13 protein-coding genes and 2 riboswitches are annotated in these 15,138 nt (G+C 65.2%); of the genes, 8 read left to right on the plus strand and 5 right to left on the minus strand.

Features of this window, described 5'->3' with window-relative positions:
• The first annotated feature begins 5 nt into the window (after positions 1–5).
• The 3 genes from ACNQPL_RS09830 (at position 6) to ACNQPL_RS09840 (ending at position 4,413) form a co-directional block, all read left to right on the plus strand.
• Positions 6–752, plus strand: a complete 747-nt coding sequence (locus ACNQPL_RS09830) for a hypothetical protein (RefSeq protein ID WP_346614279.1) — start codon at positions 6–8, stop codon at positions 750–752.
• A 46-nt stretch (positions 753–798) separates the two neighbouring features.
• Positions 799–2,079 (plus strand): hypothetical protein, encoded by a 1,281-nt coding sequence (locus ACNQPL_RS09835; RefSeq protein ID WP_346614280.1) that lies wholly within the window; start codon positions 799–801, stop codon positions 2,077–2,079.
• Between the two features lie 132 nt (positions 2,080–2,211).
• Complete coding sequence (locus tag ACNQPL_RS09840; protein WP_416466563.1) at positions 2,212–4,413, plus strand: LTA synthase family protein; 2,202 nt, start codon at positions 2,212–2,214, stop codon at positions 4,411–4,413.
• A gap of 36 nt (positions 4,414–4,449) precedes the next feature.
• Here ACNQPL_RS09840 and ACNQPL_RS09845 read toward each other — a convergent pair whose 3' ends face one another.
• Positions 4,450–5,775 (minus strand): sigma-54 dependent transcriptional regulator, encoded by a 1,326-nt coding sequence (locus ACNQPL_RS09845; RefSeq protein ID WP_346614282.1) that lies wholly within the window; start codon positions 5,773–5,775, stop codon positions 4,450–4,452.
• On the opposite strand from ACNQPL_RS09845, the gene ACNQPL_RS09850 reads away from it, so the two are divergent.
• Positions 5,770–5,955 carry a hypothetical protein gene (locus ACNQPL_RS09850; protein WP_346614283.1) on the plus strand — a complete coding sequence of 62 codons (186 nt, stop codon included), beginning with the start codon at positions 5,770–5,772 and terminating at the stop codon, positions 5,953–5,955. The genes ACNQPL_RS09845 and ACNQPL_RS09850 overlap by 6 nt on opposite strands.
• Before the next feature lie 163 nt (positions 5,956–6,118).
• Positions 6,119–6,385 carry a hypothetical protein gene (locus tag ACNQPL_RS09855; RefSeq protein ID WP_346614284.1) on the plus strand — a complete coding sequence of 89 codons (267 nt, stop codon included), beginning with the start codon at positions 6,119–6,121 and terminating at the stop codon, positions 6,383–6,385.
• 106 nt (positions 6,386–6,491) lie between these two features.
• On the opposite strand, the gene ACNQPL_RS09860 is transcribed toward ACNQPL_RS09855, so the two are convergent.
• The 4 genes from ACNQPL_RS09860 to cobW form a co-directional block, all read right to left on the minus strand.
• Complete coding sequence (locus ACNQPL_RS09860; protein ID WP_416466661.1) at positions 6,492–7,058, minus strand: vWA domain-containing protein; 567 nt, start codon at positions 7,056–7,058, stop codon at positions 6,492–6,494.
• Between the two features lie 98 nt (positions 7,059–7,156).
• Positions 7,157–8,158: an ATP-binding protein gene (locus ACNQPL_RS09865; protein WP_416466564.1), complete on the minus strand. Its 1,002-nt coding sequence runs from the start codon at positions 8,156–8,158 to the stop codon at positions 7,157–7,159.
• Position 8,159: 1 nt separating this feature from the next.
• A complete protein-coding gene (cobN, locus tag ACNQPL_RS09870; protein ID WP_416466565.1) occupies positions 8,160–11,921 on the minus strand; it encodes a cobaltochelatase subunit CobN in 3,762 nt (1,253 codons plus the stop codon).
• 3 nt (positions 11,922–11,924) lie between these two features.
• The gene (cobW, locus tag ACNQPL_RS09875) at positions 11,925–12,995 is read right to left on the minus strand and encodes a cobalamin biosynthesis protein CobW (RefSeq protein ID WP_346614287.1); all 1,071 of its coding nucleotides are present in this window, start codon (positions 12,993–12,995) and stop codon (positions 11,925–11,927) included.
• Positions 12,996–13,094: 99 nt separating this feature from the next.
• A riboswitch (cobalamin riboswitch) is annotated at positions 13,095–13,306 on the minus strand.
• 180 nt (positions 13,307–13,486) lie between these two features.
• A riboswitch (cobalamin riboswitch) is annotated at positions 13,487–13,711 on the plus strand.
• Positions 13,712–13,818: 107 nt separating this feature from the next.
• On the opposite strand from cobW, the gene ACNQPL_RS09880 reads away from it, so the two are divergent.
• Genes ACNQPL_RS09880 through ACNQPL_RS09890 form a run of 3 tightly spaced genes read left to right on the plus strand, consistent with a single transcriptional unit; the run spans position 13,819 to position 15,134 of the window.
• Positions 13,819–14,004: a CbtB domain-containing protein gene (locus ACNQPL_RS09880; RefSeq protein ID WP_387530816.1), complete on the plus strand. Its 186-nt coding sequence runs from the start codon at positions 13,819–13,821 to the stop codon at positions 14,002–14,004.
• Positions 14,005–14,013: 9 nt separating this feature from the next.
• On the plus strand, positions 14,014–14,724 hold the full coding sequence (locus ACNQPL_RS09885) for a CbtA family protein (protein WP_346614289.1): 711 nt from the start codon (positions 14,014–14,016) through the stop codon (positions 14,722–14,724).
• Complete coding sequence (locus ACNQPL_RS09890; RefSeq protein ID WP_346614290.1) at positions 14,724–15,134, plus strand: cobalamin biosynthesis protein; 411 nt, start codon at positions 14,724–14,726, stop codon at positions 15,132–15,134. The genes ACNQPL_RS09885 and ACNQPL_RS09890 overlap by 1 nt, the downstream gene beginning before the upstream one ends.
• The last annotated feature ends 4 nt before the right edge of the window (positions 15,135–15,138 follow it).

Below are 15,138 nucleotides of genomic sequence, written 5' to 3' on the forward strand. Positions count from 1 at the left end.
ATCCCATGAAGACTTCTATCTGGCTGGCCGCCCTTTGCATGGCTGCCAGCCTGCCGACCCAGGCACAAACGTTCAAACCGATCGAACTCAAGGACCAGGAGCTGGCCAACCTGCGCGGGCGCTACGTGATGCCCGGGCGCATCGTCAGCTTCGGCATCGTCATGACCAGCACCTGGCAGAACGCCAATGGTGAGGTGATCGGGGCAACGTCGGCCATGCAGGTTCAGCAAACCACCATCAAGCCGCAATTCTATGTGTCGATGATCAATGAAAAAGGCAGTGGCGGCGCGCAACCGAGCAGCGCCGGGACGGGGACCGTCACGGGGGGCAGCGGCCTCAACACCACCGAAGGGGTAACCCAGGTGGTGCGGGCTGCCGGCGATTACAACACCGCCCATAACAATGTCGACATCAATGTAACCAAGGCCAACCAGGCGCCGGCGACGCAACCCCAGGGCCAGGCCCTGGCGGCTGGCTCCACGCTGGTCGGCGCCAATGGCGCCGGCTCGCTTAGCGTTTCGTCCAGCGGCACGGGGGTGCAACTGAGTATCGTCGCCAGCGACAACCAGGGCAGCACCCTGCAGCGCCTGGGGCAAGGTGGGCTGATGCAGAACACCACCCTGCTGGGCGCCAGCAACCGCGTCAGCAACCTGACGTCGCTCAATGTGGTGCTGCGTGACAACGCGCCCACGGCCGGATCGGTGGGCACCAACCTTGACCAGCTCAAAGGCCTTCGCAATCTCGGATACTGATCTACGCTCAGTCTCATCGTATGTAGTCAGAAGGGACGGCTAATCCATGCACCGTTTGTTGACGTTCAGAGCTATCGTTTGTTTGACAACCCTGGCCCCGGCCACTCTGCTACAGGCGGCAACCGACCCACAGGTCGAGCAACTCAAACAGGAACTCATCGCGCTGAAACAGCGCTACGAAGCCCAACAGAACGCCTTGATGGTGCTGGAACAACGGCTCAAGCAGGTGGAAGAGGCACCGCCGGCCCCCGCACCGAAACGCCTGACCAAATCGCCCGCCGAAGGGGTCAAGGGTGCGCAAACCGTGGCCTCCGGCGCGCCAGGCACCACCGGCAGCTCGTATGGGCAATCGCTGCAGGACAATTCGGAGCCGGCGCAGAGCGTGTCCAACCTGTACGACGAAGCCAGCGGCTTCTTCGGCGGCGGCAAGTTCAGTGTCGAAACCGGCCTGACCTACACCCATTACGATACGCGCGCCTTGACCCTCAACGGGTTCCTCGCGCTCGACTCGATCTTCCTCGGCAATATCAACATCGACCGCATCAAGGCCGATAACTGGACGCTTGACCTCACCGCCCGCTATAACGTCGACCAGCGCTGGCAGTTCGACATTAACGTACCCATTGTCTACCGCGAATCGACCTACTCCTCCGGCGGTGCCGGCGGCGCTGCGGGGGTAAGTTCGGACGGTACGGTCACCCGCGACCCGACCATCGGCGACGTCAACTTCGGCGTAGCCTACAAGTTCATCGACGAGTCGGAAAACTGGCCCGACGCCGTCGCCACCCTGCGCGTCAAGGCGCCAACCGGCAAGGACCCGTATGGCATCAAGCTGATCCAGGTGGCCGGCAACGACAACCTCGCCGTGCCTGAAGACCTCCCGACCGGTAACGGTGTCTGGGCGATCACGCCGGGCATCTCGCTGGTCAAGACATTCGACCCGGCAGTGCTGTTCGGCAGCCTGTCCTACACCTACAACATGGAGGACTCGTTCAGCGACATCAGCCCTACGGTCAATACCAAAGTGCCAGGCGACGTGAAGCTGGGTGACTCCTGGCAGATTGGTGGCGGTATCGCATTCGCCCTGAACGAAAAGATGAGCATGTCGTTCTCGGTCACCGACCAGTTCTCGCGCAAGAGCAAGATCAAACCCGACGGCGGCGACTGGCAATCGATCACCAACAGCGACTACAACGCGGCCAACTTCAACATCGGCATGACCTTCGCGGCCTCCAACAACCTGACCATCGTGCCAAACCTGTCCATCGGGTTGACCGACGACGCGCCAGACTTTTCCTTCAGCCTGAAATTCCCCTACTACTTCTGACCGCTCGATGCCCGGGCCCGCGCGGGCCCGGCTTTTGGTAACCAACCTTGTAGCCCACCGCTTTCCTGACCCCAGCCTGTTATCATCGCGCACAGATTTGTGACGTTTTAACGGCAATTAAGGAAAGTTTTCGTGAAAAACCTGCTTGGCCCCTCGCACACCCGGCTTGTCGCCCTGGCAGCCCTGGTGCTGGTGGTTCCACTGGCTGCGCGCGCCCTGCTGGGCTGGTCCAACCCGCTCGGCTATGTGTCGGACCTCGCGCTTGGCAGCCTGCTGGTACTGCTTCTGCACCGCCGGCCGCTGTGGCTGGCCCTGCCCGTGCTGGTGGCATGGGCCGCGTTGTGGGTGGCATCGGCCGAGTTGGTGAGTGCGGTCGGGCGGCTGCCCAACAGTGCCGACCTGGGCTACCTGTTCGACCCCCAATTCATGGAGAACTCCACCGGCGGTGGCCTGGCCCACGCCTGGCTGCCCTGGGCCCTGGGTGCAGGCTTGCTGGCCTGGGCGCTGACTGCCTGGCGCAGCCGTGGCCAGCGTGGCGCCGCATTCGGGCTGAAAGCCCTGTCCATCCCGTTGGCGCTGTTCGGCCTGCACTGGGGTAGCCAGCACCTGGCGCCGTCCGATGCCGACCAGTGGCGGCAATACAACCTTGCGCACCAGCTACTGTCCGCCGGCGTCGCCGACCTGCAGCAGCAGGCACTGGGCTGGGCCGGGCAGACGCAACCCGTTACACCGCTGCCAAGCGCCGGGCTGACCCAGCCCGACCTGCATGGCCAGCGGCTGCTCGCTGGCCCCGGCAGTGCGCGCAACCTGCTGGTGATCACCGTCGAAGGCATCCCCGGCGCCTATGTACGGCCCAACCGCCAGGCCCTGCACAGCCGCTTTGACGAAGACCTGATGCCCAACCTCAGCCGCTGGGCCGAGCGCGGCATGAACACCCCGGACTACGTGCTGCATACCCACCAGACCATCCGCGGTTTGTACGCCATGCTCTGCGGCGACTACGACAAGCTGGCCAACGGCACGCCCAAGGGCATGGAACTGCTCACCCAGCACCAGCGCAACCAAGCCTGCCTGCCTGCCCAACTGCGCCAGGCCGGCTTCACCACGCATTACCTGCAGGGTGCGGGCCTGCGCTTCATGGCCAAGGACCGGATCATGCCGCACATCGGCTTCGACTCTGTGCATGGCCTTGAATGGTTCAGCAACGACAACTACCTGGAGTTCCCCTGGGGCAAGGATGACCGGGCATTCTTCGAAGGCGCGCTGGACTATGTTGGCCAGCTCAGGCAGCAGGAGCGCCCATGGATGCTCACCCTGCTGACCGTGGGCACCCACCAGCCTTACTCGGCGCCTGCAGACTACCTGGACCGCTACGACACGCCCAAGCAGGCAGCAGTGGCGTACCTGGACGACGCCATCGGCGCGTTCCTCGACAACCTGGAGCGCCAGGGCGTGCTCAAGGACACCCTGGTGGTGGTGACTTCGGACGAGTCTCACGGTATCGATGGCGTACGCCTGGCCTCCTCCTGGGGGTTCAACCTGACCCTGGCACCGGAGCAGGCGCAATTGCCGCACATAAAACGCGGCACCTACGGCCACGTCGACCTGGCCAATTCCCTGCTCGATTACTTTGCCCTGCCGATGCCCGTGGCACTGGCCGGGCGCTCGATGTTCCGCGATTACGACAGCGGCCGGGAAATGATCTCCTACACCAACGGCATGTTGCGTTACCACAATGGCCAGGGCGTGTTCACCGAGTGCGACTTCCAGCAGCGCTGCCGCCGCTATGCCAGCGAAGGGTTCATCGCTGACCAGGCCAAGTACCTGGGCGCCGGCGACAGCACCCTCGGCCCACAACTCGGCGCCCTCGCCGGTGTGCTCGACCAGTCCCTGCTGCAAACCCCGCTCAACCTGCGCTACCAGTTCGGTGGCCCCTCGGCCATCCAGTTGCAGGCGCAGATCCGCGACGACTGGGCCGACAACCTGATTGGCGCGCAGTACCTGGAAATGCCCGAGGGCTCTCGGACGCGTGTACGGGTGAAGGTGCGGGTACTCGACCCGCAGCATGCCGCCTACATTCAACTCAAGGCCAAGGAACTGGAGCAGGATGTGCCGCTGGGGCTGCCGGAAGAGATTCGCGTGACCGCCGATGAGCCGCTGGAAATGGAATTCGGCTTCGACAACCCGACCGTGCGCAAAGCGTTCTCTTTCCATTTGCTGGGGTATGGCGGTGGAGAGGTCGAGGTCAGCGATTTCAGCGTGATCACGGCACTGCCGGACGAAGAAGAGTCGGTCGAGGAGCTGTCGGACGGGCACATAGCCCAGTCGAGCTGACCGCTCGCAGCACTGGCCCCTCACGGGGCCACGGTTTCAGCGAATCTGGTGCTTGTGCAGCAACCGATAGAACGTTGGCCGCGATACCCCAAGCACCTTCGCGGCAATGCTCATGTTGTTGCTGTGCCGGTCCAGCACATCGCACAGCGCCTGGCGCTCTGCCCGGTGCTTGTAGTCTTCCAGCGTACCCAAGGGCTGCTCCTCCTGCTCCAGCACGTGCAGGCCGAGGTCCTGGGCCTCGATCTGCCGCCCCTCGGCCAGCACCAGCCCGCGGCGCACCCGGTTGGCCAGCTCGCGCACATTGCCCGGCCAGTGGTGCCGGCCCATGGCAGCCAGGGCGTGATCACTGAAGGTGCGTGGCCTGCGGCCTGTTTCCAGGCTGTAAAAGTGGGAGAAATGGTTGGCCAGCATCGACAGGTCGCCATGGCGGTCGCGCAGTGGCGCTGTCACCACCTGAAGCACGTTGAGCCGGTAATACAGGTCCTCGCGAAATCGCCCTTGCTCGATGGCCCGCTCCAGGTCCACGTGCGTGGCCGCCAGCACCCGCACATCCACCGGTATCGGCTGGCTGCCGCCCACCCGCTCGATGTGTTTTTCTTGCAGAAAACGCAGCAAATTAGCCTGTAACTCCAGCGGCAAGTCGCCAATTTCATCGAGAAACAGCGTACCCCCGTGAGCGGCTTCGATGCGCCCCACCTTGCGCTGGTGCGCCCCCGTGAACGCGCCCTTTTCATGCCCGAACAGCTCGGACTGGATCAGGTGCTCCGGGATTGCCCCGCAATTGATGGCGATGAACGGCATTTCGCAGCGCTGCGACTGACGATGCAGGGTACGTGCAACCAGCTCCTTGCCGGTGCCGCTCTCGCCGCGGATCAACACCGGCGATTCGGTCGGTGCCAGTTTGCCCAGCAGTTTGCGCAACTCCAGAATCGGCCGGCTGTCCCCCAGCAATTCGTCTTCCACACCATCGACAGGCACCGCCCCCTTGCCGCGCAAACGCGCCATGCCGAAAGCACGGCCCAGCGTCACCAGCACCCGGGAGACGTCGAACGGAAGGGTATGGAAATCGAAGAACCACTCGCAGACGAAGTCACCGACATTCTGCATGCGCAATTGCTCGGCATTGAGCACGGCGATCCATTCGGTATTGCTGCGCTTGATCATGTCTTTTACCGCGTCGGGGTGACGCAGGTGCGACTCCTGCAGGCGCAGCAGGCCGATATCGCAGCGGTGCTCCAGCGCCAGGTCCAGGCTACAGCTGTGGACGTCCCAGCCGGCACTCTCAAGGCCCGGTAGCAAGCGGTGGCAATCGTCGCAGGGGTCGACGATGAGCAAGCGACGAAGGGAGGCGGTTTCGTGCATGACCGTTCCTTGGCGCCAAATTGTGGTTTTTTACGTGAAAACAGTAAGTTGCGGCGCCTGCTTAACAGTAGCAACGAACCTGACGGCGCCCACTACCGTCTGTCTGCCGAATTCTTTGGCCACTACGCCAGTCGGGAATTTTTCAATTTAATCAGCGTCACAGGCGGCGCAGGATATTAAAAAAATGTTTCACAGTGAAAAAATTACAGTGACTGTGTGACTCCACCCCCAACAGGGAGCATCAGTACAAATAACCCCGCACTGCAGATCGCGATTACCTGAAGCGCCATTGCAGTAACGCGGACATGAATTTCGATGTTTGGGACCATAGAGAGACCGAACCATGAATGCCCAGCTCCGTGTAAACGAAGCACTGCTGATCGCCGACCACGCCTTCGAACCTTTCCAGTGCGTTGCCTGGGACGCACCCAACGGTACGGGTGAGCTGAGCCTGGCAGTGGTCGACCGGACCAACACCCGTATCGGCAGCAAACAAGTGTCCTCGCGCATTTACTCCGACCCTGCGCAGTGGGCTAGCCTGATCGAGGAAGTGCGCGCCGAACTGTGCCAGAAAGGCTATGACCTGCAACCCTGGTCGATGCCCAAGTAATTCCAGTACGTTGCCTGCAAGTGCGTGCCTCGCACGCACTTGTGCAACTTTGCCATTACCCTTCCGGCAACTTTTGCCATTGCGACATAGTGTCGCGCCCTCGCCTTCAGTCTTTTATCCTGAATTGTTCAAGATGCTGATATTCGGCCTGTAACTGCGTGGCCAACTGCCGCGCACGCCCCAGCCGAACTGGCGCCAATTCCATGTCCACCAACAACGTGGCACACGGCATGGGGTGCAAGGTATTCCAGCGCTGCAGGCGGCCATCGGTGAATACCAGGCAACGCTGCACCTCCTGAGGGTGGGCCTGCTGCCGTGCCAGCAACCAGTATCGGGCTTGCTCCAACGCTGCAATCAAGGGCGTGCCGCCACCCGCGCCCAGGGCTTGCAGCCACGGCTGCAGTGCTGCCGAGGCTTTCAGGCCATGGCGCTGCCACTGCGGGCCGGCACCGCTGGCGGTCAGCAACGCCAGGCGGGCACGCTGGCGATACGCCTGGTCGAAGACCTCGGCCAACAGCCCCTTGCTCTGTGCCAGTGCCTGATAGCGGCGAGTGGACGCCGAAGCATCGACGATGACCAGCCACAGTTCAGCGGCCTGGGCCTGACGCTGCTGCCAGCAAAGGTCCTGGCGCTGCCGCGGCCGCCCTTTGAGCAAAGTGGCAAGCCAGGCCACGCGGCCAGCCGACGCTGCACGTACGCGCCCACGGCTGCTACCGGCCAGTTTGCCGACACGCGGCAGGGCATCCGCCACCTTGCCCGCAGGGCGGATGCTCAGGGCTTTTTTGCCCAGTTCGGCACCTCGCGCCTGGCGCCGCTGGCCACCGGTTGCGCGGGCAGCGCCCCCCAATCGCCCTGCCCGCCCTGGCTGGGCGCATCGCGGCCGCCCGCCTCAGGCGGCGCTGAAGGCGCAGCGGCTTCTGGCGCCGCACGCCGGCGATGACGCAGGGCGAACTCTGCCACGGCATCGACATCGCCCTCCTCGATCACTTCACCACCGCGCCAGGCGCAATGCGCGCGGGCGGCGCGCAACCAGACCAGGTCGGCACGCAGGCCATCGACCCCGGCGGCATAGCAACGCTCGGTGATCCAGGCCAGGGCCTGGTCGTCCAGGGCGATGGCCGCCAAGCCCTGGCGCGCCGCCTGGCAGCGCTCGCGCAGTTGCGCCTGGGCGGCGGCCCATTGCTCGCAGAACGCATGCGGGTCGGTGTCGAAAGCCAGGCGACGGCGAATGATCTGCTGACGCGCTTCTGGTGCCGGCAAACCTTCGAGCAGCACATTCAGGCCAAAGCGGTCGAGCAGTTGCGGGCGCAACTCACCTTCTTCGGGGTTCATGGTGCCGATGAGCACGAAACGCGCACTGTGCCGGTGGGAAATACCGTCACGCTCAACCCGGTTGGTGCCGCTGGCAGCCACGTCCAGCAAAAGGTCGACCAAGGTGTCGGGCAGCAGGTTGACCTCGTCGACATACAGCACGCCACCATCTGCCTGGGCCAGCACCCCCGGGGAGAACTGCGCCTTGCCCTGCCCCAGCGCCGCATCGAGGTCGAGGGTGCCGACCAGGCGCTCTTCGCTGGCGCCCAGCGGCAAGGTCACGAACGGCCCCTCGCCAAGCAGGTCGGCCAGGCCACGGGCCACAGTGCTCTTGGCCATGCCGCGTGGCCCCTCGATCAGCACGCCGCCGATCTTCGGGTCGATGGCGGTCAGGCACAGGGCCAGCTTGAGGTCGTCGGCGCCGACCACGGCCGCCAGGGGAAACTGTACGGGGTCACTCATTTCAAGCCTGTTCCTCGCCGTCGAGCAGTTGTTCCTCCAAGGCTTCGCGGTATTCACCGGGGGTTTCCCAGAGCCCGCGCTGCTGGGCCTCCAGCAAACGCTCGGTGAGGTCACGCAAGGCCTCGGGGTTATGCTCGCGCATAAAGTCGCGCGTCGCCGGGTCGAGCACGTAGGCATCGGCCAGCGACTGGTAATGATGGTCGTCGATCAGGTGCGTGGTGGCGTCGAAGGCGAACAGGTTGTCGACTGTCGCCGCCAGCTCGAAGGCGCCCTTGTAGCCATGCCGCTTGGCACCGTCGATCCACTTGGGGTTGAGGGCGCGGGCACGTATGACGCGGTTCAATTCCTCTTTGAGGGTGCGGATACGCGGCCGGTCGACCTGGCTGTGATCGCCGTGATAACTGGCCACCCGCTCGCCGGACAAGGTCTCGGACGCCGCCAGCATGCCCCCCTGGAATTGGTAGTAATCGTTGGAATCGAGCAGGTCGTGCTCATGGTTGTCCTGGTTCTGCAGCACCGCCTGCACCTGGCCCAGGCGGTGGGCGAACTGGGCCCGCGCGGGGGTGCCTTCGTCGCTGGCGCCATACGCGTAGCCGCCATGATTGAGGTACACCTCGGCCAGGTCGTCACGGCTGTTCCACAGGCGGCCATCGATTGCATTCTGCACCCCGGCACCATACGCGCCGGGCTTGGCACCGAATACCCGCCAGCCGGCCTGGCGTGCGGCCTGCTCGGCTTGCACACCTTGCGCTTGCAGCGTTTCACGCTCGCTGCGCACGCGCGCGGCCAAGGGGTTGAGGTCATCCGGCTCGTCCAGCGCCGCCACGGCCTGCACCGCCGCATCGAACAGACGGATCAGGTTGCCGAACGCATCACGGAAAAACCCCGAGACGCGCAAGGTCACGTCCACCCGCGGGCGGTCGAGCAGGCTCAGTGGCAGGATCTCGAAATCGTCGACGCGCTGGCTGCCGGTGGCCCACACCGGCCTTACCCCCATCAGCGCCATGGCCTGGGCGATGTCATCACCGCCGGTGCGCATGGTCGCTGTGCCCCACACCGACAGGCCGAGCTGGCGCAGGTGGTCGCCATGGTCCTGCAAATGGCGCTCGAGGATCAGGTTCGCCGAGGCAAAACCCAGGCGCCAGGCCGTGGTGGTGGGCAGGTTGCGTACATCCACGGTATAGAAGTTGCGGCCCGTGGGCAGTACATCCAGGCGGCCGCGGCTGGGTGCGCCGCTGGGTCCTGCCGGCACGAAACGGCCCGCCAGGGCTGCGAGCAGGCCGTTTATTTCTGCTGGCCCGCAAGCGTCGAGGTTGGGTGCCACCTGCTCGAGCAAGGCCTGGACCACCTCGTGCACCGCCTGCCATTGCGCCTCGGCGGGCAGTTGCAGTTCGCCGTTCAAGGCTTGCTCGATGACCTGCAACGCCAACAATTCGAGACGCTCGCGGCTATCACCGAAGGTGCGCCACGGCGCTTGGCTGATGGCTTGCAGCAGGGTTGGGCATGGCCCTTCCCACGCTTGGCCGAGGTCGCAGTCCAAGGGGTCGAAGCCTAACGCCAAAGCCTTGGCGAGCGTGCGCAGCAAGCTGGCGTTGCCGCCGCGGCCATCTGCGCGCTCGACGCGCAGCAGGGCCAGCAAGGTATCGATCCGCAGGCGTGCCTGCGGAGACTCGCCGAACACATGCAGGCCGTCGCGAATCTGCGATTCCTTGAGGTCGCACAGGTAGGTGTCCAGGCGCGGCAACCACACGGCAGCATCATCCAGCTGGCCTTCCAACTGCAACTCGCGGTCGATGTGGTTGGCTTTGACCAGCTCAAGGATGTCGCGCTGCAACTCACGGGCACGCCGTGGGTCGAGCATCTGCGCTTCGTAGAACTCATCGGCCAGTTGCTCCAGGTGACGCAGCGGGCCGTAGGTTTCGGCGCGGGTCAGCGGCGGCATCAGGTGGTCGATGATCACCGCCTGGGTGCGCCGCTTGGCCTGGGCGCCCTCGCCCGGGTCGTTGACGATGAACGGATAAATGTTCGGCAACGGGCCCAGCAGCGCATCCGGCCAGCACTGGGCGGACAGGCCCACGCCTTTGCCTGGCAACCACTCGAGGTTGCCATGCTTGCCCACATGAATGACCGCATCGGCAGCAAAGGCATGGCGTAGCCAGAAATGGAACGCCAGGTAACCATGCGGCGGCACCAGGTCGGGGTCGTGGTACACAGCGCTGGGGTCGACCTGATAACCGCGCGCAGGTTGAATGCCGACAAAGGTCAGGCCAAAACGCAGGCCGGCCACCATCAGCCGGCCGCTGCGGTACATCGGGTCTTGCTCGGGCGGGCCCCAACGTTCCAGCACCGCTTGCTGGTTGGCGGCGGGCAGGCGCGCGAAGGCGGCCTGATAATCCACCAGGCTCAGGCTCTGCGCGCAGGGGCGCTGGTCGAGGTGATCGAGGTCGTTGGTCACGCCGCCGAGCAACTGGTGAATCAGCTGCGTGCCGCTGCCGGGAAGTTCGTCGAGCGGGTAACCTTCTGCCCGCAGCGCCTTGAGAATGTTCAGGGCGGCTGCGGGGGTGTCGAGCCCGACGCCATTGCCGATGCGCCCGTCACGGGTTGGGTAGTTGGCCAGCACCAGCGCCACGCGTTTCTGCCCGTTGGGCAGGCGCGCCAGCTCGACCCAGCGCCTTGCCAGCTCGGCCACGAAGTCCATGCGCTCGGGGTGGGCGCGGTAGCAGACCACGTCGGACTGGCTGCGCTCGCTGCGCCAGGCCATGTCCTTGAAGCTCACCGGGCGAGTAATGATGCGCCCGTCCAGCTCGGGCAAGGCAATGTGCATGGCCAGGTCGCGGGCACCCAGGCCCTGCTCGCTGGCTTCCCAACCGGGTTGGTTGTCCTGCGCGCAGATCGCCTGCAGCACCGGGATGTCGCGACGAAACGGCCGCAGGTTGGGGCGCTCCGGGCTGGACAGGGCAAAACCTGTGGTGTTGATCAACACCTCGGCCCCAATGTCGTCCAGCCAGCGTTCGACCTGTTCCAGGCACGCGCTTTCCTTGAGGCTGGCGACGGCAATCGGCAACGGGTTGAGGCCTGCGGCCTGCAGGCGTTCGCAGAACACGTCGATGAACGCAGTGTTTGCCGCCTGCAGGTGCGAACGGTAGAACAGCAGCGGCGCCACCGGGTAGTCCGGGTGCCACTCGCCGTACCAGTCTTCCAGGGCCGCCGCGGGTTTGGCCGGGTGATAGACCGATGTGCGCGGCAGCGGCTGCGGCGCGTCCCAGCTGTAATCGCGGCCCAGCCACTGGTTGGCCAGGCACTTGAACAGGTTGACGGCATTGGCCTTGCCGCCCTGGCGCAGGTAGTGCCAGAGGCGCTCGGCCGGTTCACCGGTAACGGTGCCAAGGCCGGTCAGCTCAGGGTCCGGGCGGTCGTCACCCGGCACCAGAATCAGCTGCACGCCGCGCGCGGTCAGCTCGACCAACTGCTCGACGCCATAGCGCCAATAACCGACCCCACCGTGCAACGACACCAGGATAACCTTGGCATGGCGCAGTACCTCGTCGACATACAGATCGACCGAAGCATGGTTCTGCACCTGCATGGGGTTGGCCAGGCGCAGGCTGGGAAAGTCGTCTGGCAGTTGCTCGGCGGTTTCGGCGAGCAGTGCCAGGTGCGAGTCGCCGCTGCAGAGGATCACCAGCTCGGCGGGTGTCTGGCCGAGGTCGGCGATGCTGTCGTCCGGCACGAAGCCGCCGGGCTGGGTCCGCAGCAGGTGCATGGGTCAGGCGCCCAGGGCTTGGCGCAGGCGCGCTTCCAGTTGCGCGGCATCGAGATCCTGGCCAATCAGTACCAGGCGGGTCATGCGCGGCTCGCCAGCGCGCCAGGCACGGTCGAAGTGCTTGTCGAAACGGGTGCCCACGCCCTGGACCAGCAGGCGCATCGGCTTGCCGGGGATGGCTGCGAAACCTTTGGCCCGCAGAATGCCGAACTCCACTACCAGCTGGGTCAAGGCGTCGAGCAGCAGGGCTTCGTCGGCTTCCGGCAGGTCGATGGAGATGGAATCGAAGGCGTCATGGTCGTGGTCATCATGATCGTCGTCGCCGTCATGGTGGGCGTCATGGTGGGTGCGACGGCCATCGATGTGCGCTTCCGACTCAGCGCCAATACCCAACAGCACGTCCAGCGGCAGGCGGCCGCTGCTGGCTTCGATCACCTTGACCGCAGGCGGCAGTTCTTCGGCGACTTCGGCGCGCACCTTGGCCAGGCCTTCGGCGTCGATCAGGTCGGCTTTGTTGAGGACCACCAGGTCGGCACTGGCCAACTGATCGGCGAACAGTTCGTGCAGCGGCGATTCGTGGTCCAGGTTGGGGTCGAGCTTGCGCTGGGCGTCGACCTGGTCGGGGTAGGCGGCGAAGGTGCCAGCGGCCACGGCCGGGCTGTCGACCACGGTGATTACCGCGTCGACGGTGCAGGCGTTACGGATTTCTGGCCACTGGAAGGCCTGTACCAACGGTTTTGGCAGGGCCAGGCCGCTGGTTTCGATGAGGATGTGGTCGAGGTCGCCGCGGCGGGCCACGAGTTCGCGCATCACCGGGAAGAACTCTTCCTGCACGGTGCAGCACAGGCAGCCGTTGGCCAGTTCGTAGACACGGCCGCTGGCCTCTTCCTCGGTGCAGCCGATGCTGCACTGCTTGAGGATTTCGCCGTCGATGCCGAGCTCACCGAACTCGTTGACGATGACCGCGATGCGACGGCCCTGAGCATTGTCGAGCATGTGCCGGAGCAAGGTGGTCTTGCCCGAGCCGAGGAAGCCGGTGACGATGGTGACGGGGAGCTTGGCCAGTGTTTTCATGTCGCGTTGCCCTTGGCAGGATGGCGCGGGCATGCGGGACGAAAGCCTCGGGCCAGGCCGGCCGGGCTCGTTCGCCACCGGATCACCCCGCCCGGTTGAAAGTCGAAATCGTTGCGAGGCAGGTCTCCTGGCTTGCACCGTTCAGGCCTTGATCAGACAAGGGCCTGGCGGGATGACGCCTTCCCGCGCCTGGGCGCAGTGGCTGTGTCGATCCGTTGCCGGTACTTACAGTTGCGGGGGCAGCCGCGGCTTGTACCGCGTTCCCGTCTTAGCTTCGGTTTGGCCGAAGAACCTCGAAGCGGCAAGGCTACGCGGGGGGTGGCGGGTGGTCAACTCATGGCTTGAGATTTGTGGCGCCCTGGCGACCGAGCGCCGCGCGGGCGGCGCTCGATTTGCGCACCACCACTGCATTCAAGGAGCCCCCTTCGCGTCCCACTCCGCCTCCCCCCCAACCCCATCAACCAATTGACGCCACCCCTGCCCCGTGCTCTCCTTACACCCTGCGTTCAGGTGCCCCCACGGGGGTGAAACGGGAAACCGGTGCGTCGCAGGCCCTCGACCAGGGCCCGACAACTCCGGTGCTGCCCCCGCAACGGTAAGCGAGCGAAGCGTCTAGACCACTGTGCCAAGCAGTACGGCATGGGAAGGTGACGCGTTCACAGGAGCCCTGCTCCTCCTCGCAAGCCCGGAGACCGGCCTGGCGTTCATGAACACCCCGCGGTGGGCGGGCGCTGTCGCATTCCCCTGGGCCATCCACGCCCGGGGCTGTCGCGCTCGCCTGTGCCCCGTTGCCCCTATAAAAAGCAAAGCAGAGGAACGCGTCATGCCCATCACCAGCGCCAAACACACCATCGCCACCCCCGTCACCCTCAGCCAGCGCGTCATCATCGCCGCCGGCGCCAGCCTGCTGGGCCTGTGCCTGATCTACTTCGCCGGCTTCTCGCACATCGAAGCCGTGCACAACGCCGCCCACGACACCCGCCACAGCGCCGCCTTCCCCTGCCACTGAGACCGCCCCATGATCAAGCGCATTGCCCGCACCGCCGGGTTCAGCGGCCTGCTTGCAGCGTTGCTGCTGACCCTGCTGCAAAGCTTCTGGGTCGCCCCGCTGATCCTCCAGGCGGAAACCTACGAATCGGCAGCCCCTGCCGCCGAGCACCATAGCCATGACGGCGAAGCGGCCGTTGCCCACGAACATGCAGCAGGCCATGAACACAGTGCCGAGGCCTGGTCGCCAGAGGACGGCTGGCAGCGCATCCTGTCCACCACCGGTGGCAACCTGGTCGTCGCCGTCGGTTTTGCCCTGATCCTCGCTGCGCTTTACAGCCTGCGTGAACCCAACCGCGTCAGCACCGGTGCGCTCTGGGGCCTGGCCGGGTTTGCGGTGTTCTGCCTGGCGCCCACCCTGGGCCTGCCGCCGGAGCTGCCCGGCACCGCCGCCGCCGACCTCGGCCAGCGCCAAAGCTGGTGGATCGGCACCGCTGCCGCCACCGGGCTGGGGCTGGCGCTGCTGGTGTTCGCCCGCCATTGGCTATTCAAGGTGATCGGCGTGGTCTTGCTGGCGGTCCCCCACGTGATCGGTGCTCCGCAACCCGACGTCCACCAAAGCCTGGCTCCTGAGGCCCTGGAAACCCAGTTCAAGATCGCATCCTGGGTGACCAATGCCGCCTTCTGGCTGGCCCTGGGCCTGCTCAGCGCCTGGCTGTACCGCCGCTCCAGCCACGCCTGATGGCAAACCAGCACCCACCGCCGGCCCTGTACGCCGGCTTTGGTTGCCGCCGGGGCTGCCCGGTGGACGTGCTCGACACGCTGCTGCGTCAGGCCCTGGAAAGCCACGGCCTGGCGCTGGCAGCGCTGCGCGGCATTGCCAGCATCGATTTGAAGGCCGACGAGCCAGGCCTGCAACAACTCGCCAAACGTTACGGCTTACCCTTGATGCTGTTCACCGCCAGCCAGCTGCACCCCTTCGAGCCCCTGCTCAGCCATCGCTCTGCGCTGGCCCACGCCCACAGCGGCTGCTGGGGTGTCGCGGAAAGCGCGGCCCTGGCCCTCGCGCACCTCGACCACGGCAACGCCAGGCTCCAGGTGACGCGGCAATCGCTTGGCCCCGCTACCCTCGCCCTCGCCTGCGGCGGATAATCGC

This window comes from Pseudomonas sp. LFS044 (assembly GCF_047978245.1).
Lineage (GTDB): Bacteria > Pseudomonadota > Gammaproteobacteria > Pseudomonadales > Pseudomonadaceae > Aquipseudomonas.